Here is a 17,663-nt window from a genome sequence, read left to right as displayed (position 1 = left end):
CTGCCTGCCCGCCTGCTTCCCCGGCAGCATACGGCGGCCGCGGCGGCCGTCGGCGTGGGTAAACCGCTGGTCGGGGCCGAGCGGGGTGGGCAATGATGCCGAGCATGACGACACAGCGCAGGGGGCCGGCCCTGAACGCCGACGAACGGACCATGCTGGAGGGCTGGTTGGAGTACCACCGGCAGACCCTGGCGTGGAAATGCGAGGGGCTGACCGACGCCCAGCTGCGGACCGCCGCCGTGGAACCGTCCGAGCTGTCGCTGATGGGGCTCGTGCGGCACATGGCCCAGGTGGAGCGCAGCTGGTTCCGCAGGGTGCTGGCGGGTGACGATCCGGGCCCGGTCTACACCTCCGAGGGTCGGAACGGTGAGTTCCACCTCACCGAGGCGGACACCTGGCAGGAGGCGTACGACACCTGGCAGGCCGAGATCGAGACAGCCCGGCGGTACGCGGCCGGCTTCGGTCTGGACGACCTCTCCAAGGGCCAGAGCCGTTTCACGGACGAGCCCTTCAGCCTGCGGTGGATCTACACGCACATGATCGAGGAGTACGCCCGGCACAACGGGCACGCCGATCTGATCCGCGAGCGCCTCGACGGCGCGAGGGGCACCTGACGTCAGCTCGTCGGGGCCGCGTCGCTCGTACGGGGGCTCGGATCACCCGTATGGGGCATTGTCCGCTCGTCCGCTGGGCCTCGGGATGCCTGACCCAGCAGAGTGGCGCGGGTGCATCGAACGACGACCACCGCAACGCTTCTGGTCACCGTGGCCGTCTCGGCCCTCGCGGGCTGCGTGACGATCCAGCAGCCGCCCGCGCCCGTGCAGCCGTCGGCACCGGCCCGGCCGCCCGGGCCCCCGCAGCCACAGCCCGTGGTGCCGCCGCCGGCGCCCGAAGCGCAGCCGCAGATCGTGCAGGCGCCGGCCCGCGAGGCGCTGGAGAGGGTCGGCACGCCCCGGAAGTCCGAGCCCACCCCGGACGCCACGGCCGAGGCACCCCCCGCATTGCACACCCCGTCCGACCGCACCCATCCGCACCCCCATCACCCCGCGCCCCCGCCACACCCTCAGCATCCGCAGCCCCGAGCCCCACGCCATCCCGAGCAGCGCCACCACACCCGCCCACGGGCCGACGTCCCCGACGTTCCCAAGGCCGGCCCAAAGGGCTCCGACGTCTGCTCCCTCGGCAAGAAGTACGGTGGCTGGCGCCCGGGCAGCCCGGAGGCGTCGATCTGCGAGCAGACCTACGGCCGCTGAGGGGGGCCGCCGCCGTGAAGATGCCTCCGCCGCGACTCGGGTCCCTCCTAGGGCCGCTGTCGCGGTGGCTCCCAGTCGCCGCCACCACCGCTCCCTCCTGCCGCCTCCTCCCCCGCCCCAGGTTCCAACCGTGACTCCAACCGGCTGATCGCCGCCCGTACCCCGTCGCCGTAGCGGTCGTCGCGCAGCGCGTCGGCCGCGCCGCGGGCCCGGCGCACATGGACGCGAGCGGCCTCGCGGCGGCCGAGTCTGACGTAGTCGGCGGCGAGGTTCAGGTGCAGGGAGGGATAGAGCGCCCGTACCGCAGAGGCGTCCTCGTGCTCGTGCCGCTGCCCGCCGGGCCGGTCGTCGGTGACCTCCTCCGCGGCGGTGAGCGCCCTGAGGTCCCAGGCGAGCTCGTCCGCGGGGTCGTCCTGCGTGTCGGCGAGGTAGTGCGCGAGGGTGCAGCGGTGCAGCGGATCGCCGTGCTCGCCGATCTCTGCCCACAGCTCCAGGAAACGGCGCCGGGCCTCCTCGCGGTCCCCTCCGTGATGCAACATCACGACCTGTCCGATCCGCGTCAACACCGCGTCCGGCGCCGCCTGCCCCTGCCGCTCCGCCACCGCGTCCTCCACACCCTCGCCGACTGCCCTCCGACGAAGCTAAGCCACCCGACCCGGAACCCCCCTCAGGCACCACCGGCCCGCCCCGCTCCGCTCAGACCAGGTTCGGGATCGTCCAGTCGATCGGGGTGTGGCCCTGCTGTGCCACGGCCGAGTTGATCTGGGTGAAGGGACGGGAGCCGAAGAACTTCTTGGCGGACAGGGGGGAGGGGTGCGCGCCCTTGACCACCACGTGCCGGGTCTCGTCGATGAGCGGGAGCTTCTTCTGGGCGTAGTTGCCCCACAGGACGAAGACCGCCGGGTCGGGCCGGTCGGCGACCGCGCGGATGACGGCGTCGGTGAACTTCTCCCAGCCCTTGCCCTTGTGCGAGTTCGCCTCAGCGGAGCGGACCGTGAGCACCGCGTTCAGCAGCAGGACGCCCTGCTGGGCCCACGGCATCAGATAGCCGTTGTCCGGGATCGGCGTACCCAGCTCCTCGTGCATCTCCTTGTAGATGTTGCGCAGGGACGGCGGGATCTTCACCCCGGGGCGAACGGAGAAGCACAGGCCGTGGCCCTGTCCCTCGCCGTGGTAGGGGTCCTGACCGAGGATCAGGACCTTGACCTGGTCGTACGGCGTCGCGCCGAGCGCGGCGAACACCTCCTCGCGCGGAGGGTAGACGGGCCCCCTGCCCCGCTCCTCCTCGACGAACTCCGTCAGCTCCTTGAAGTAGGGCTGCTGGAGCTCCTCGCCCAGGACCCCGCGCCAGGACTCGGGCAGCATGGAGGTGTCGGTCACGTCAACGTCCTTCAGTCGTACGGTCGGTTCCAGGCCACAGAACCTACAGGCGACCACTGACAACCGGCCGCCCGCACCGTCGCCTGGCGACCTACCAGCTCGTCTTCCGGGACAGCTCCCACACCATCATGATGGTCGACGGGTCCAGCGCCCGCTCGGCGCCGGAGACGTCCTCGTTGACGGCCAGGTACTGCCGGCCCTGCCACAGCGGGATCAGCCGCGCGTCGTTCACGAGGATCTGCTGGGCCTCTTCAAAGTCGTCCACCACCTCGGCGCGGTCGGCCTGCTGGCGGGAGCGGGGCAGCAGCACCTTGGTGATCTGCGGGGAATCGTAGGGCGTACCGAGCGCGTTCTGCCGGCCGACGAACGGCGCGATGAAGTTGTCGGCGTCCGGGAAGTCCGGGAACCAGCCGCGCCCGAACACCGGGTAGTCACCCTTCTGGTAGCCCTTCACGTAGGTCTTCCAGGGGCGGCTCTTGAGCGTGATCCGGAACAGCCCCGAGGCCTCCAGTTGCCGCTTGAGCTCCTTGAACTCCGTGGCGGTCTCGGAGCCGTAGCGGTCGGTGGTGTACCAGAGGGTGAGCGGGACGGGTTCGGTGATACCCGCGTCGGTGAGCAGCTTGCGGGCCTTGTCCTTGTCCGGGTCGCCATAGTCGTCGAAGTAGCCGGTGGTGTGTCCTACCAGGCCCTTCGGCACCATGGAGTACAGCGGGTCCACGGTGTCCTTGTAGATCTTGTGGGTGATCGCCGGGCGGTCGACGATCTGGGCGACGGCCTTGCGGACCTCGGTCTTTCTCGCCCAAGGGTCCTTGGGGTTGAACACCAGGTAGTTGATGTCGGTGCCGGAGCCCTCGACCAGGTCGAGGCCGTCGGCGTCGGGGCCCTTCTTCTGGAGGGCGACGATGTCGTCGGCGCCGAGCCCCCGGTAGGTCGCGTCGATCTTCTTGTCCCGCAGGGCCTTGACCATGGCGGCGGAGTCCTGGAAGTAGCGGATGGTCACCGCGTCGTTCTTGCGCTCCGCGAAGCCCTTGTACTTGTCATTGCGGACGAGTTCGGCCTGCTTGCCGTCGTCGTAGGAGGCGAGCCGGTAGGGCCCGGAGCCGGCGATGCCGCCGTCCTGGCGCAGCTTGTCGGCCGGGTAGTCCTCGGGGTCGACGATGGACATGGCGGGAGTGGCGAGGACGAACGGGAAGGTCGCGTCGGGCTGGTTGAGATGGAAGATCACTTCATGTTCGTCGCGTACCTGGACGCGTTCGAGGCTGCCGAGGAGTCCGGCCGGGCCGCTGATCGCGTTGATCTTCCGAATCCGGTCGATCGAGTACTTGACCGCCTCGGCGTCGAGCGTGTGACCGTCGGAGAAGGTCATGCCGTCGCGCAGCTCGCACCGGTACGTGCGCTTGGAGTCGTCCGTGAACTCACAGCTCTTGGCCGCGTCGGGCTGGGGCTCGCTCGCCCCGACCGGGTAGGCGAGCAGCGTCTGGTAGACGTTGCGGAACAGCTCCCAGGAGCCGTCCCAGGCCGCGGCGGGGTCCAGCGTGCTGGGCGCGCTGGTCGTGCCCACGACGATCGGTCCCGCGTCGTCGGACGCCTCGTCCCCGAAAACACCACATCCGGTCGCGAGGGATATGGACACGACAGCCGCCACCTGCTGCAGGCATCGGTTCCGGTTGAACACGCGCACGCTCCTCGATCTGCCATACCAAGGGTCGGCAGACCATACCGCAGTGCCACGCCGGACGAACCGGGTCGTCCACGGGGCCTTGATCACCCCTTCTGTGACGACGTTGTCATCGCTCTGTGAACCTTTCGCGCGCCCGATACACCCAGGTATGTCCCGTATGACGAAGGGGCGCCGCTTCCCGTCGGGAAATGGCGCCCCACGCTTGCGCCGGGACGTGTCAGGCGACGCCGGCGTTGAGGAAGATGCCGCCGTCCACGACGAGGGTCTGGCCGGTGATCCAGTCGGACTGCGTCGAGGTGAGGAACGCGGCGGTGCCGCCGATGTCGGAGGGCACGCCGAGACGGGCCAGCGGGTAGGCCGCGGCGGCCTCCGCCTCCCGGCCCTCGTACAGGGCCTGAGCGAACTTGGTCTTCACGACGGCGGGGGCGATCGCGTTGACCCGGACCTTGGGCGCGTACTCGTGCGCCAGCTGCTGGGTCAGGTTGATCATCGCGGCCTTGCTGACGCCGTACGCGCCGATGAACGGCGAGGCCGACAGGCCGGCGACGGACGCGATGTTGACGATCGCGCCGCCGTTGTCCTTCTGCCAGGCGTGCCAGGTGCGCTGGGCGAAGCCGAGCGCCGAGATCACGTTGGTCTCGAAGACCTTGCGCGCCACCTGGAGGTCGAGGTCGGCGATCGGTCCGAACACCGGATTGGTGCCGGCGTTGTTGACCAGGAAGTCGACGCGGCCGAACGCCTCCATGGCGCGCTCGACGGCCTCGGCCTGGTGGGCCTCGTCGTGCGCCTTGCCGGCGACGCCGATGGCCCGGTCGGAACCGAGCTTCTCGACGGCCTCCTTGAGCGCCTCCTCGTTGCGGCCGGTGATGCAGACGCGGTCGCCGCGCGCGACGAGCGCCTCGGCGACGCCGTACCCGATGCCGCGGCTCGCGCCGGTGACGAGGGCGACCTTGCCGGAGAGTGCGGGCAGTTCAGTCATGTCAGTGATCCCTAGTCGAGCGGTCCGCCGGCGACGTACAGCACCTGGCCGGAGACGAAGCCGGCCGCTTCCGCGGTGAAGAAGGCGATGGCGTTGGCGATGTCCTCGGGCTCACCGACGCGCTGCACGGGGATCTGCGTCGCGGCCGCGGCCTTGAACTCCTCGAAGCCCATGCCGACGCGGTCGGCGGTGGCCTTGGTCATCTCGGTGGCGATGAACCCGGGGGCGACGGCGTTGGCGGTGATGCCGAACTTGCCGAGCTCGATGGCGAGGGACTTGGTGAAGCCCTGGAGTCCGGCCTTGGCGGCGGAGTAATTGGCCTGGCCGCGGTTGCCGAGGGCGGAGGACGAGGACAGGTTGACGACCCGGCCGAAGCCCGCGTCGACCATGTGCTTCTGGACGGCCTTGGTCATCAGGAACGAGCCGCGCAGGTGCACGTTGAGGACGGTGTCCCAGTCGGAGGCGCTCATCTTGAACAGCAGGTTGTCGCGGAGCACACCCGCGTTGTTGACGAGGATCGTCGGCGCGCCGAGCTCCTCGACGACCCGTGCGACTGCGGCCTCGACCTGGGCCTCGTCCGAGACGTCGGCGCCGACCGCGATGGCCCTGCCGCCGGCCGCGGTGATCTTCTCCACGGTGTCCTTGCAGGCGGCCTCGTCGAGGTCGATCACGGCGACCGCGCGGCCCTCGGCCGCCAGCCGTACGGCGGTGGCGGCGCCGATGCCGCGCGCCCCGCCGGTGACCACGGCGACCCGCTGCTCAGTGGTGGACATTGCTGGTTCTCCTCGCCCTTGAGAATCCTGGTGCGCACCGGTGGTGAGCGACCGCTTAGTACCTTCAGCAGACGTGACGCTAGAAGCCCTGGCACGCGGTGTCAACGGCACACGGGCCGCGTGTGATCCATTACCTCACCAGGAGGTCCAACAACCGCTCCACCTCGGCCGCCGGATCGGCGGTCAGTCCGGTGTGTACGGATCCCGGCTGCACCACCGCCGAACGAGGCGCGACCAGCCAGCGGAAGCGGCGCCCGGCGTCGTCGCGGGCGGCCTGCCCCGCCTCCGGACCACCCGCGCACACGCGCTCCACGGCCCGCAGCGCCGCCCGGACGCCGGCCACGTCCACGTCCGGGTCGAGGGCGAGCAGTCGGGCTTCGTCGAGGTGGATGCGGACGCCGACGTAGGCCCGTGCGCGGCAGTAGACGAGCACACCCGCGTTGATGCACTCGCCGCGCTCGACCCGGGGCACGAGCCGCAGCACGGCGTACTCGAACACATCCCGGTCACCCCCCTGGCCGGCCCGAGTGATGTGCCGCTCGGTCATGCGGCCCGCCACGTTGATCTGCCGCTCGCTCACCGCTCCGCTCCCTCGATGCCGTTGATGCGTTCGTGGACGACCGCGGAGCGGGCCAGCAGCGGTCGGGCGTAGGTCCGCCGCAGGTCGTCCGGAGTGTCGAAGCCGGGTTCGTCGGCGAGCCAGATGTCCGGGATCTCGGCGGTGACCTCGGCGAGGAGGTCTTCGGTGACGAGCGGGGCCAACTGGGCCGCGGCTGCCTCGACATCGGGCCGGAAAGCCGCGAGGGCGTGCTCGGAGGCGTCGTACGGGCGGGCCGCGGAGGCCTGCGCGCCGGGCCAGTTGTGGTGCCAGATCATCGTGGCGCCGTGGTCGATGAGCCACAGCTCGCCCCGCCACATCAACAGGTTGGGGTTGCGCCAGGAGCGGTCCACGTTGTTCACGAGCGCGTCGAACCACACGATCCGCCCGGCCTCCTCGGGGCTCACCGGGAAGGCGAGCGGGTCGAAGCCGAGGGCGCCGGAGAGGAAGTCCATACCGAGGTTGGCGCCGCCGCTGGACCGGAGCAGCTCCTGCACCTCGTGGTCGGGCTCGCCCAGCCCCAGCACGGGGTCGAGGTCCAGCACGACCAGGCGGGGCATTCGCAGGCCCAGGCGACGGGCGAGTCCGCCGCAGACGACCTCGGCGACGAGCGTCTTGCGCCCCTGTCCCGCCCCGGCGAACTTCATGACGTAGGTCCCGAGATCGTCGGCCTCGACGAGTCCCGGCAGCGAGCCCCCTTCACGCAACGGCGTGATGTAGCGGGTCGCGGTGACCTCTCTCAGCATATTTCAAGGGCCTTACGGATAGTTTGCCTTACATTCCATGGACAGCTTAGACAGGGTGCGATCCAGGGAAACGTCCCTGATCAGCCCTGGGGAGCGCTCCCGGCCTCGGGCATGAAGTGAGCATAGTAACCAAGCGTGATGGCCGGGGTGGAATGCCCTTGCGAAGTGGTCTTGGACCTACGTCCATGAAATGGCTGGGCGGCCATGGACGTTGATCACGTCATGACTCAAGGACCAGCACCTCGCCCACTGTCCGACGAAGCCCTCTCCAGCCTGCTCGGCAAGCAGCAGTTCGGCACGCTCGCCACCGTCAAGCGCAGTGGCCACCCCCACCTGACCACCATGCTGTACAGCTGGGACCCCGAAGCCCGCATGGCGCGGTTCTCGACGACGGCCGACCGGGTCAAGGTCGGGCATCTGCGGGGCAACCCGCGTGCGGCGCTTCATGTGCAGGGTGGCGACGTGTGGTCGTTTGCCGTCGCTGAAGGCGAGGCCGAGGTATCCGAGAGCACGACCGTTCCCGGCGACGCCGTCGGGCGGGAACTCCTCGAGATGATTCCGCAGGCCGCTAAGCCGGAGGATGAAGGTGCATTTCTGCGGCAGCTGGTTGCCGAGCGCCGGGTAGTCATCCGGTTGAAGGTGGACCGCCTGTACGGCACGGCGCTCGACATCGACGGCTAGGACATACCAGGTCCGTGCTGGTCACAGTCACTCGTCGAGGATTGCGAACAGCACGGTCGCCTCGTAGCGGACCGCGTGCGTGTGGTACCTCGTGACCACGGCCCGGTGGCGCTTGAGGCGATTGACTCCGCATTCGACGGCATGCCGCTCCCGGTAGTCGAGATCGCCGAGCACCGGTGCGAGGCCGAGCACCTGCTGGTGCTCAGCGACCGGGACCGAATCGCCCGCGACCTGCACGACAGCCGCAGACAGCGCAGTTCATGGCGGCCGCCGAAGGTCCGCTCGAACGCGTCGTGCAGCAGCGGCTCCTCGTCCGCGAGGACGCCGTACGCGACGATCTCCATGTGCTCTCCTCCCGCCAGGCGGTTGATCGCCCCTCCACGACCCCGCCCATCACCCCGGCGAACCATCGTGGTCGCGGCAACTAGGACGGTGGTTTCGCCTCCGCTTGGGCGGCCTGCAGATCAGCGAGCAGTTCGGCCTGCCCGGCCAGCACGCCGGACAGGATCGTGCGGGCAACCCTGAGCAGCTCCGCCACATGCGGGCTGGTCAGCGAGTAGTACACGGTCGACCCCTCTTTGCGGGTCACGACCAGGTTCGCCCGGCGCAGCACGGCGAGTTGCTGGGAGAGGTGTGCCGGTTCGATGCCCACCTCGGGCAGCATCTCCGCCACCGCATGCTCGCGCTCGCTCAACAGCTCCAGCACCCGGATGCGCGCCGGGTGGCCGAGCGTCTTGAAGAACTCCGCCTTCAGCTGGTACAGCGGCGTACTCACCTGGCTGCCTCCCCGGTACACGACCGCACCGGCCAGTTCTGTGCCCGTTGCATCCACCCACTCGTCAACACCATGGGCCCATCCTCACGTGCGCGGACGGCCACTCCGAATCCGCCCGTGAGAACCGAACCGACACCTGTCGCCGCAACCAGCAGTGACGATCTCAACGATTGCTAAGTTTAGCAACTTCATAGGTGCATGGTTCATAGGTGCGTGGATGGACCGTGAGGCTCGGCCCGCTGCGCGGTACTGGCGTCGTCTGACTCAAGTGCCTTGCCCCCGCCGCGGCGAGGTCCGCAATGCCGGCCGCCACTGCTGGCTGAGGCCGTAGTGGATGTCGTCCAACGACCGTCCGGCGAAGGGTACTTGGAAAGACGTACCGGCATGCCCCATGACGAGGCTATGACGGTAATGGACGGGGGCAGCCCCCGTCGGGCACGAGGGAGCCGTCGGCAGGCAGGGGCGGCCAGCTCAAGGCTGCGGCCCGCTGCGGCGAGGCGGCGTGCGGCCTCGCCGATGGCCGACTGCCGCTCCGCCGACCAACTGCGCAGTTCGATCAGGTCGGCGACGACCGGAGAGGATGCCCAGGTCCTGTCCTGCTCGACGGTGTAGCGCCACTCGATGGTCATGGTCGTCGACTTCCTCGCCAAATCACCCTGTGCTTCAGAGGGGGAGGGTGATCCAGACGCTCTTTCCCTTGCCGTCGGCGTCCCCGCGGACGACCGCGGTGCCGCCCAGGCCGAGGGTGAGCTCCATGACGGTGCCCAGACCACCCGTTCCGGTGCCTGCGGCGGTGCCTGAAGCGTGCAGCAGCGGCGGCTGGTAGGGGTGGCGGTCGTGGACGGCGAAGGCCAGACAGTCCTGGCCTGCCGCGTAGAAGACGGTCACCTGCGGGGAGAACAACGCGGCGTGCCGGACACTGTTGGTGACCAGCTCGCTCAGGATCAGCAGGGCGGGTCCGACGGCGGGGTGGCGCGGGTCGATGCCCCACTCGGCGAGGGCCTGCTCGGCAGTCTCCCGGGCCGTCCGGACGGCGGGCGGCGTGGTGGGCAGGGTCAGCACATGCCGGTGCGGGAGTGTCTCGAGCTGCGTGCTCATCATGCGTCCCCGCGCGTCAGGCGGAACCCGGCCAAGGTCGTGGGGTGCAGACGCAGCAGGGTGTCGTAGGGGCCATGGATCCAGTCGGCGAGGGTGCGCCGGTTGGGGGCGCCTCCCATGCCCTCCCACGTGTGCCGACCGGGCCGGAGTACCGCCTGGTCACGCTGCATGTACACCAGCCTTCCCAGCGAGCCGCCGTCCAGCAGCCACAGGGCTTCCGGTCCGGGGGCCTCGACCATGCGCAGGGGTGCGGGCGGAGTGCTCATCCAACGGATTCCTCTGCTTTCTCGCTCACGGGCCGGGGCTTCTGGGCGGGCAGGGGCGGCATCAGACCGACGCGCTCCAGGTGGGCGCGCGCACCTTGGATCGCCTCGGGGGTGGTGGCGTACTCGCCTCCTTTCAGACGCAGCAGCTCCAACGCGCCGACCGAATCAAGGACCTGGCGTTGCTCGGGGCGGATCCCGGACGCCAGCACCACGGTGCCGCGCCGGTTCAGCTTCTCCACCGCGTCCTTCAGGACCAGGGCGCCGGTGGCATCGATGGTCGTCACCCGGGACATGCGCAGGATGACCACGCGCACGTCGGCGGTCTCGGCCAGCTCCAGCAGGAAGCGGTGCGCGGCGGCGAAGAACAGCGGCCCGTCGAGGCGGTAGGCCACGATGTGCTCGGCCAGCAGCGCGTGTTCCTCGGCGCTGTGGTCCCCCTGGTCGAGCGGCACCTGGTCGAGGCGGGCCTGCCGGGCGACAGCTCGCAGCGCGAGGGCTCCGGCGACCACCAGGCCGATGATCACCGCGTAGACGAGGTCGAGGGCGAGCGTGGCCACGGCGGTCAGCACCAGAATCAGCGCGTCGGAACGGGTCGCCTTCGCCATCGCCATGAGCGAGCCGACCTCGACCATGCGGATCGCGGTGGCCAGCAGCACACCCGCCAGCGCGGCCAGCGGAATCCTGGAGACCAGGGGCGCGGCCGCGAAGACGATCACCGCGAGGACCGCGGCGTGGGTGAGGGAGGAGAGTCGGGAACTCGCGCCCGTACGGACGTTGACCGCGGTCCGTGCGATCGCGCCGGTCGCCGGCACGCCGCCGAAGAGCGGGGCGGCGACATTGGCCAGGCCCTGGCCGAACAGCTCACGGTCCGGGTCGTGCTTCTGTCCGACCGTCATGCCGTCGGCGACCGAGGCCGACAGCAACGACTCCAGCGCGGCCAGCGCCGCCACCGCCACCGCCGGGGCAAGCAGCGAACCGAGGGCGCCGGGGTCGAGGAAAGCGAGCGAGGGGGCGGGCAGGCCGGACGGGAGGTCGCCGATCGGCTTCGCCGCGTCGAGATCGGCGAGTTGTGCCACAACCGTGGCCGCGATCACCGCGAGGATGGAGAAGGGGATCGTGGGCCGCCAGCGGGCGCCTGTCAGCATGACGACGGCGACCGCCAGGGCGAGGGCGACGGCAGTCCAGTTCGGGCTCTCCGCGAACTCCTGCGCCGCGTGCCAGGTGACGACCAGCACTCGGTCGCCCTCGGGCTTGGGTACCCCCAGGGCGTTGGGGATCTGCTGCAGCCCGATCACACAGGCGATGCCGAGGGTGAACCCCTCCACCACCGGTGCGGGGACGTACTGCATGTACTTCCCGGCCCGCAGCGCCGCCAGCGCGACGAGTATGAAACCAGCCATCAGACCGACGGCCAGCACGCCGGACGGGCCGTGCTCCGCGACGATCGGCACCAGCACCACCGTCATCGCGCCCGTCGGTCCCGACACCTGGAGATTCGACCCGCCGAACACCGCGGCCAGCGCCCCCGCGACCACCGCGGTCGCCAGCCCCGCCGCCGCGCCGAGACCGGAGGAGACACCGAAACCGAGCGCGAGCGGCAGCGCCACGATCGCCACTGCGAGACCGGCCAGCAGGTCCCGGCGCGGATCCCGGCACATCTCCGCCAGATCGGAACGGCCGGGCAGCAGCGCGGCGAGCCGGGGCCCGACCCGGCCAAGTGATCTCCTCATCGCGCGGTGACCTCGGCGTCCCGCAGCTGTGCCAGCAGTTCGTTCTGCCCGGCCAGCAACTCGGTCAGGATCCGGCGCGCGGCCGCCAGCAGGTCGGCGACGTCCCGGCTCGCCAGCGCGTACACCACTGTCGGGCCTTCGCGCTGGGAGTTGACGATGCCCGAGCGGCGCAGCACGGCCAGCTGCTGCGACAGGCTGGAGGGTTCCACCTCAACCGCCGCCAGCAGATCACGTACCGGCGTCGGCCCGTCCTGCAGCAGCTCCAGCACCCTGATCCGCACGGGATGTCCCAGCATCCGGAAGAACTCGGCCTTGGCCTGGTACAGCGGAACAGACACAGCCCCTCGACTTCCCACCAGCGCCCCCAGCGGTGCAGACACAAAAGGCGCCGTGCCCTCACCTATCTGCGGACACAACGAACCCAGCATCTAACCAATTGCAAAATTTTGCAATTCATCATCCTTGCGTCGACCAGCGCGATGCGCCACCGCTCCACGCGACCAACCGGCACCCGCACCCGCACCCGCACCCGCTCCATGCCCTGTCGGCCCAGCTCACCGCCGCCGCACGGACCCGGACTCACCCCAGACCCTGGCAACCGTCCTCAGCCCCGGACCGGCGCGTCCCGAAGACGCCTGACCACCAAGGGCCGGGCTGTCTCCGCACCCGGCACAGCGCCGTGGCGACCGCCACAGCGGCGATCCGGGCCCGCGCTGCCCGCCGCTCCCTTCTGCGACCGGTCAGTCCCCGCCGAACACGAGCGGTCACAGACAGCGCATCATCCGACATCTTTTTCGCTCCCTCATCCAGTACCGGAACAACAGGACTGCCCGGCACAGGCACTGCATAGGGTCCTGGGCACCGGCGGGGAGGGCGATGCCCGAGCCGCGCAGAGATCCCAGGAGGAGATGCTGGATGAGCAATGTGGAGGTCTCCCTGAAGGAGATCATGACGTCGATCGAGGGAACGTTGGGGACTGCCCTGGTCGACTACACCAGCGGTATGGCGCTGGGCACTCTGGGGGGCGGCAAGGACCTCGACCTGACTGTTGCGGCGGCTGGCAACACGGACGTGATCCGCGCCAAGGCCAGGACCATGGAACACCTCGGGCTCAAAGGCGAAATCGAGGACATGCTGATCACGCTCGGCAGCCAGTACCACCTCCTCCGGCCGCTCAAGGGCCGTGGTGGCAACGGCTTGTTCCTCTACCTCGTGCTCGACAGGAGGACATCGAACCTGGCCATGGCCCGCCACCAGCTCAAGCGGGTCGAGGCGGGACTGGACGTGTAGCAAGCCGCGTGCTCCATGGCCCCGCACGCCCACCACTTGAAGATTTCTTCAACTGGGCACATCCAGATCAGAGCAATCCCATGGGTGTGCGGGGCCGGATCCACGAGGATCGGTTCGCAGCACCGCCTGCGGTGGCACGCAGAAGGCCGCCGTGCCCCGACACAGCCCTCACGCGGCAGGGAGCGATTCACATGCAGGTCCCCCTCTACCAGGCCAAGGCCGAGTTCTTCCGCATGCTCGGTCACCCGGTACGCATCCGGGTCCTGGAACTGCTGCAGAACGGCCCCGTCCCGGTACGCGACCTGCTCAGCGAGATCGAGATCGAACCGTCCAGCCTCTCCCAGCAACTGGCCGTACTGCGCCGCTCGGGCATCGTGGTCTCCATCCGGGAGGGCTCGACCGTCAGCTACGCACTTGCCGGCGGTGACGTGGCCGAACTCCTGCGCGCGGCCCGCCGCATCTTGACCGAACTGATCGCCGGCCAAAACGAGTTGCTTGCCGAACTCCAGCAGGCAGACCGCCAGCCGGCCCTCACTGCGGACGGAGCCAACCGCCCCTCGCCCGTTTTGTAACAGCACGAGCGGTCACAGCACTGGCGTCGTTGTGGCCAGGTGATCGGTGACTCTGCGTACCTGGACGGGCTCAGCCACCGCGCTCGCGTCCGCCGACGGATCCCGGCACGGACGCGTCATCCGTAGCATCACCTTCCAGCACGGCGAGACCTGGAAGGAATCCCCCGACCCCGAGCGCGACGCCAAGCTCGACCGCATCGAGCACGTAATGGAGCACTTACCCGACCGGGTTTCGTCTTCGCCGAATTCGGCCCCTTCGAGATCCGGCCGACCTCAGGCTCCTGCCGGGTGTCTCGCGCGGTGTGTCCGCCGATCGACGGTCGCGGGAGGCGGGTCCCCCACGGATCGTCCGGCCGGCGGCAGGCGGCCGGCGGCCGGCTCCGTCAGGCGGCGGAGCGCTTGGCCCGCAGTTCGGCATCCAGTTGCTCGAACAGCTCGTTGCCGGAGGCCGTGAACTTGGCTACGCCCTCCTCCTCCAGCACACGCACCACGTCGTCGTAGGACACCCCGACAGCCTCCAGGTCATCAAGTACCCGCCGGGCTTCCGCATACGTGCCATGGATGGTGTCGCCCTGGATGCGGCCGTGGTCCGCCGTCGCCCGCAGGGTCTGTTCCGGCATGGTGTTGACCACCCCTGGCGCCACCAGTTCATCGACGTAGCGGGTGTCGTCGTAGGCGGGGTCCTTCACACCGGTGGATGCCCACAACGGGCGTTGCGGGCGCATCCCGGCCGCAGCCAGGGCCCTCCATCGCTGCGACGACCGTGCCTCCTCGAAGTGCAGGTATGCCAGGCGGGCGTTGGCGATCGCGGCCCGCCCGCGCAGCTCCCGTGCTTCAGGTGTGCCGATCTTGTCCAGTCGGCTGTCGACCTCGGTGTCCACCCGGCTGACGAAGAAGGAGGCCACCGACCCCGAGAGCCTGCACGGCACCCCCGGCCGCATGGCCCGCGCCTATGCCGAACTGTTCAGCCCGCGCCCCTTCGACCTGACGACGTTCCCCAACGACGAGGGCTACGACGAGCTGGTGCTGGCACGCAGGATCCCGGTCCGATCGGTCTGCGAGCACCACATGCTGCCCGTCATCGGCACGGCACACGTCGGCTACCTGCCCGGCAACCGCATCCTCGACCTGTCCAAACTGGCCCGTGTCGTCGAGCACTTCGCCTTCCGCCCTCAGGTCCAGGAACGCCTGACCAAGCAGGTCGCCGACTGGCTGCACACGCACCTCGAACCCAAAGGCGTCGGGGTCGTGATCGAAGCCGAACACACCTGCATGACCCTGCGCGGAGTCCAGGCCACCGGTTCCAGCACTCTCACCTGTCCTGCGGAGAGAAGTCGAACTCGCCGCCGGGGCCGGCGATGCGGCCGTCGAGCGAGACGCCGATGTAGTGCACGAGCTTTCGCAAGCCGTCCTCGGCGCGGCTTCCCACTGCCGACTCTTGGTCGTCGACGAGGCAGCACTCCTCACCCCGTTGCTGGGGGTCCCACCGGCGGTTGGGCTCTGCCCTCCTCCCCACCGCCGGCCGCCGGCCGCCGGACACCACGCACCCGCACCTCCTTCGCGCAGGCGTGCAGGTCGTTCCTCTGAGCGAACGCGTTCGTTTGAGCGCGCGAGAACTGTGCAGGCGTTGTTGGGGAAGACGATCGGCGAAGGGAACGACGTAATGGCGGCGACCGACAACGACGAGTCGGTGGATCCCGCAGCTGTGAAACGGCACCGGGTACTGTTCCGCGCGATCGAGAAGCGACGCAACCCGAAGCTGCGTCGCAGCGACATCACGGTGACCGACGAGGCCGCGGTCAAGCGTGCCACCAAGGCTGCCGCTCTGGGCAACGCGATGGAGTGGTACGACTTCGGCATCTACAGCTATCTGGCCTCGACCATCGGGAAGGTGTTCTTCGCTTCCGGGAACGACACCGCCCAACTGCTCAGCTCCTTCGCGACGTTCGCGGTGGCCTTCCTGGTGCGTCCCCTCGGCGGAATGGTCTTCGGGCCGCTCGGGGACAAGGTCGGCCGCAAGCGCATCCTCGCCCTCACCATGATCATGATGTCGGTGGGGACCTTCGCGATCGGCCTCATACCCTCGCATGCCACCATCGGCCTCTGGGCCCCGGTACTGCTGATCTTCTTCCGGCTGGTGCAGGGCTTCTCGACCGGCGGGGAGTACGGCGGCGCATCGACCTTCATCGCGGAGTACGCGCCCGACAAACGCCGCGGCTTCTTCGGCAGCTTCCTGGAACTGGGCACGCTCACCGGGTACGTCGGGGCCTCCGGCCTCGTCGTCGTCCTCACCAGCGTCCTCAGCGACGACCAGATGCTGCAGTGGGGCTGGCGCGTCCCCTTCCTGGTCGCGGCCCCACTCGGCTTCGTCGGCTTGTACCTGCGGCTCAAGCTGGACGAGACGCCCGCCTTCCAGAAACTGGAGGGCGGCCAGGTCAAGGCGAGCGAGGCCGCCGACGCCGTGGAGACCTCGGCCGCCGCCGACCTCGGCAAGATCTTCACCCGCTACTGGCGGCCGCTGCTGGTGTGCCTCACGCTCGTCGCGGCGTACAACATCACCGACTACATGCTGCTCTCGTACATGCCGACGTACCTGTCCGACGAACTGGGCTACGGGACCAATCACGGGCTGCTGATCCTGCTCATCGTGATGGTCCTTCAGATGTGCGTCATCACCCAGGTCGGGCGGCTCTCGGACCGCTTCGGACGCAAGCCCCTGCTGATGACGGGGATGCTCGGATTCCTCGTCCTGTCCGTGCCGTCCTTCCTTCTCATCCGGCAGGGCAGCGTCGTCCTCATCACCCTGGGACTGCTGCTGATGGGGCTCTCCCTGGTGACGATGCTCGGCACGATGTCGGCGGCGCTTCCGGCGATCTTCCCCACCCACGTCCGCTACGGCTCCCTCTCGGTCGCCTACAACCTCGCCACTTCGATTTTCGGCGGCACGACCCCTCTGGTGATCACCGCTCTGATCAGCGTCTTCGACACCACCCTCATGCCCGCCTACTACGCCACGGCTGCCGCGGTGGTCGGCGTCGTCGCCGTCCTGTGCATGAGGGAAACCGCCAACCAGCCCCTGGCCGGCTCCCCGCCCTCCGTCGAAACAGAGGCAGAGGCCGCGGAACTGGTCGAGGCCCAGTCGCCCCGCCCCAAGTTCTGAGCACCAGAGGGGAGTTGACGTCGGCGAGGGCACGTCATGGTGTCAGGTGTTCTGGCAGGCCCTCGATTTGAACTCCGCCATGGAGACGGTGATCGCGACTTCGTCGCCGTCCTCCGAGACGCTGTCGTAGCGAACCCTTCCCGGGGTGAGCCGGTCCCGGTCGGCCAGGGTGAAGGTGACGCTGCTCGCTGACCAGGAGTTGTCCTTGGTCCAGCCGTAGAGCACGTAGGTGGTCCTGGCGGTGAGCGGAACGAGAGATCTGGTCGTGGTCCAGCCGGCAGCAGGAGAATCGAGGGTCCAGGTGGCGAGACCCCGCGTGAGGGGGCGGTCGGCGGTCCACGAACCGACCTCCACCTGCTTGTTGGCGTCGGCGCTGTCCACGTAGAGGGTCGCGCCATCGATGTGATGTCCGCAGACGGTCATCACGCCGAGCAGGTGTCCGTCGGCGGTCACGGAGATGCCGGCGACGGCATCGACGGGAACGGTGCATCCTGTGGTCGCGGCCAGGGCCAAGCCACCCGCAAAAGCGCTGCCGAAGCGCCGGAACGTCCGTCGTGACGTGGTCAACCGCATGATCAGCCCCCTGTCCGGCACACCCGTATCCCCTGTCCGGACGGCAGGGAGCGATCGGCGCGGATGCGGCCACCGTTGATCATCGACGGGTGACGACAGAGGATCGGG

General features: G+C 69.2%; 21 protein-coding genes and 3 pseudogenes. 8 read left to right on the top strand and 16 right to left on the bottom strand.

Annotated elements, in window-relative coordinates; translation table 11 throughout:
* The first annotated feature begins 104 nt into the window (after nucleotides 1-104).
* Nucleotides 105-614, top strand: a complete 510-nt coding sequence (locus IG99_RS11215; RefSeq protein WP_037672432.1) for a DinB family protein — start codon at nucleotides 105-107, stop codon at nucleotides 612-614.
* Nucleotides 615-725: 111 nt separating this feature from the next.
* Nucleotides 726-1,253, top strand: a complete 528-nt coding sequence (locus IG99_RS11210; protein WP_037672932.1) for a hypothetical protein — start codon at nucleotides 726-728, stop codon at nucleotides 1,251-1,253.
* Nucleotides 1,254-1,300: 47 nt separating this feature from the next.
* On the opposite strand, the gene IG99_RS11205 is transcribed toward IG99_RS11210, so the two are convergent.
* The 7 genes from IG99_RS11205 to IG99_RS11175 all read right to left on the bottom strand — a co-directional run bounded on the left by IG99_RS11205 (nucleotide 1,301) and on the right by IG99_RS11175 (nucleotide 7,410).
* The gene (locus IG99_RS11205) at nucleotides 1,301-1,855 is read right to left on the bottom strand and encodes a hypothetical protein (protein ID WP_037672930.1); all 555 of its coding nucleotides are present in this window, start codon (nucleotides 1,853-1,855) and stop codon (nucleotides 1,301-1,303) included.
* A gap of 94 nt (nucleotides 1,856-1,949) precedes the next feature.
* Nucleotides 1,950-2,633 (bottom strand): uracil-DNA glycosylase, encoded by a 684-nt coding sequence (locus IG99_RS11200; protein ID WP_037672431.1) that lies wholly within the window; start codon nucleotides 2,631-2,633, stop codon nucleotides 1,950-1,952.
* Between the two features lie 91 nt (nucleotides 2,634-2,724).
* The gene (locus tag IG99_RS11195) at nucleotides 2,725-4,308 is read right to left on the bottom strand and encodes an ABC transporter substrate-binding protein (protein ID WP_037672429.1); all 1,584 of its coding nucleotides are present in this window, start codon (nucleotides 4,306-4,308) and stop codon (nucleotides 2,725-2,727) included.
* A 223-nt stretch (nucleotides 4,309-4,531) separates the two neighbouring features.
* Nucleotides 4,532-5,293: an SDR family oxidoreductase gene (locus IG99_RS11190; RefSeq protein WP_037672428.1), complete on the bottom strand. Its 762-nt coding sequence runs from the start codon at nucleotides 5,291-5,293 to the stop codon at nucleotides 4,532-4,534.
* A gap of 11 nt (nucleotides 5,294-5,304) precedes the next feature.
* Nucleotides 5,305-6,066: a 3-oxoacyl-ACP reductase FabG gene (fabG, locus tag IG99_RS11185; protein ID WP_037672427.1), complete on the bottom strand. Its 762-nt coding sequence runs from the start codon at nucleotides 6,064-6,066 to the stop codon at nucleotides 5,305-5,307.
* Between the two features lie 130 nt (nucleotides 6,067-6,196).
* Entirely contained in the window at nucleotides 6,197-6,613 is a 417-nt protein-coding gene (locus IG99_RS11180) for a DUF3037 domain-containing protein (RefSeq protein WP_199815502.1), read from the bottom strand.
* A gap of 29 nt (nucleotides 6,614-6,642) precedes the next feature.
* The gene (locus IG99_RS11175; RefSeq protein ID WP_037672424.1) at nucleotides 6,643-7,410 is read right to left on the bottom strand and encodes a HipA family kinase; all 768 of its coding nucleotides are present in this window, start codon (nucleotides 7,408-7,410) and stop codon (nucleotides 6,643-6,645) included.
* 222 nt (nucleotides 7,411-7,632) lie between these two features.
* Here IG99_RS11175 and IG99_RS11170 point away from each other — a divergent pair, with 222 nt between their 5' ends.
* Nucleotides 7,633-8,091 carry a TIGR03618 family F420-dependent PPOX class oxidoreductase gene (locus IG99_RS11170; RefSeq protein WP_037672927.1) on the top strand — a complete coding sequence of 153 codons (459 nt, stop codon included), beginning with the start codon at nucleotides 7,633-7,635 and terminating at the stop codon, nucleotides 8,089-8,091.
* A gap of 27 nt (nucleotides 8,092-8,118) precedes the next feature.
* On the opposite strand, the gene IG99_RS49555 is transcribed toward IG99_RS11170, so the two are convergent.
* On the bottom strand, nucleotides 8,119-8,328 hold the full coding sequence (locus IG99_RS49555) for a hypothetical protein (RefSeq protein ID WP_051865202.1): 210 nt from the start codon (nucleotides 8,326-8,328) through the stop codon (nucleotides 8,119-8,121).
* A 23-nt stretch (nucleotides 8,329-8,351) separates the two neighbouring features.
* Between IG99_RS49555 and IG99_RS51635 the strand changes: the two genes are divergently transcribed.
* The gene (locus IG99_RS51635) at nucleotides 8,352-8,519 is read left to right on the top strand and encodes a hypothetical protein (protein WP_199815491.1); all 168 of its coding nucleotides are present in this window, start codon (nucleotides 8,352-8,354) and stop codon (nucleotides 8,517-8,519) included.
* Here IG99_RS51635 and IG99_RS11160 read toward each other — a convergent pair.
* The 6 genes and pseudogenes from IG99_RS11160 to IG99_RS11140 all read right to left on the bottom strand — a co-directional run bounded on the left by IG99_RS11160 (nucleotide 8,516) and on the right by IG99_RS11140 (nucleotide 12,298).
* Complete coding sequence (locus tag IG99_RS11160) at nucleotides 8,516-8,866, bottom strand: ArsR/SmtB family transcription factor (protein WP_037672422.1); 351 nt, start codon at nucleotides 8,864-8,866, stop codon at nucleotides 8,516-8,518. The genes IG99_RS51635 and IG99_RS11160 overlap by 4 nt on opposite strands.
* A 400-nt stretch (nucleotides 8,867-9,266) precedes the next feature.
* Nucleotides 9,267-9,495: pseudogene (locus tag IG99_RS50225) on the bottom strand (hypothetical protein).
* A gap of 34 nt (nucleotides 9,496-9,529) precedes the next feature.
* Nucleotides 9,530-9,964: an ATP-binding protein gene (locus IG99_RS11155; protein ID WP_037672420.1), complete on the bottom strand. Its 435-nt coding sequence runs from the start codon at nucleotides 9,962-9,964 to the stop codon at nucleotides 9,530-9,532.
* A complete protein-coding gene (locus tag IG99_RS11150; protein WP_037672418.1) occupies nucleotides 9,964-10,230 on the bottom strand; it encodes a hypothetical protein in 267 nt (88 codons plus the stop codon). The genes IG99_RS11155 and IG99_RS11150 overlap by 1 nt, the downstream gene beginning before the upstream one ends.
* Nucleotides 10,227-11,960 carry a SulP family inorganic anion transporter gene (locus IG99_RS11145; RefSeq protein ID WP_037672416.1) on the bottom strand — a complete coding sequence of 578 codons (1,734 nt, stop codon included), beginning with the start codon at nucleotides 11,958-11,960 and terminating at the stop codon, nucleotides 10,227-10,229. The genes IG99_RS11150 and IG99_RS11145 overlap by 4 nt, the downstream gene beginning before the upstream one ends.
* Nucleotides 11,957-12,298: an ArsR/SmtB family transcription factor gene (locus IG99_RS11140; RefSeq protein WP_037672414.1), complete on the bottom strand. Its 342-nt coding sequence runs from the start codon at nucleotides 12,296-12,298 to the stop codon at nucleotides 11,957-11,959. Before IG99_RS11140 ends, IG99_RS11145 begins: the two co-directional genes overlap by 4 nt.
* A gap of 577 nt (nucleotides 12,299-12,875) precedes the next feature.
* On the opposite strand from IG99_RS11140, the gene IG99_RS11135 reads away from it, so the two are divergent.
* Both IG99_RS11135 and IG99_RS11130 read left to right on the top strand, forming a co-directional pair.
* Nucleotides 12,876-13,250 (top strand): roadblock/LC7 domain-containing protein, encoded by a 375-nt coding sequence (locus tag IG99_RS11135; protein ID WP_037672411.1) that lies wholly within the window; start codon nucleotides 12,876-12,878, stop codon nucleotides 13,248-13,250.
* 191 nt (nucleotides 13,251-13,441) lie between these two features.
* Nucleotides 13,442-13,822 carry an ArsR/SmtB family transcription factor gene (locus IG99_RS11130; protein ID WP_037672410.1) on the top strand — a complete coding sequence of 127 codons (381 nt, stop codon included), beginning with the start codon at nucleotides 13,442-13,444 and terminating at the stop codon, nucleotides 13,820-13,822.
* 383 nt (nucleotides 13,823-14,205) lie between these two features.
* On the opposite strand, the pseudogene IG99_RS11125 reads toward IG99_RS11130, so the two are convergent.
* A pseudogene (locus IG99_RS11125) lies at nucleotides 14,206-14,769 on the bottom strand (transaldolase family protein); the annotation flags it as partial.
* On the opposite strand from IG99_RS11125, the pseudogene folE reads away from it, so the two are divergent.
* Together folE and proP are read left to right on the top strand one after the other, a co-directional pair.
* Nucleotides 14,696-15,139, top strand: a pseudogene (gene folE, locus IG99_RS45245) (GTP cyclohydrolase I); the annotation flags it as partial. The pseudogenes IG99_RS11125 and folE overlap by 74 nt on opposite strands.
* 346 nt (nucleotides 15,140-15,485) lie before the next feature.
* Nucleotides 15,486-16,982, top strand: a complete 1,497-nt coding sequence (gene proP, locus IG99_RS11115; protein ID WP_037672408.1) for a glycine betaine/L-proline transporter ProP — start codon at nucleotides 15,486-15,488, stop codon at nucleotides 16,980-16,982.
* A 42-nt stretch (nucleotides 16,983-17,024) separates the two neighbouring features.
* Here proP and IG99_RS11110 read toward each other — a convergent pair whose 3' ends face one another.
* Nucleotides 17,025-17,555, bottom strand: coding sequence for a hypothetical protein (locus tag IG99_RS11110; protein WP_234311810.1), 531 nt, complete (start codon nucleotides 17,553-17,555; stop codon nucleotides 17,025-17,027).
* Nucleotides 17,556-17,663: the final 108 nt, after the last annotated feature.

Origin of the sequence: Streptomyces griseus subsp. griseus (assembly GCF_000720255.1) — a bacterium.
GTDB lineage: Bacteria > Actinomycetota > Actinomycetes > Streptomycetales > Streptomycetaceae > Streptomyces > Streptomyces griseus_I.
This window is presented reverse-complemented; position numbering and strand designations above follow the sequence as displayed.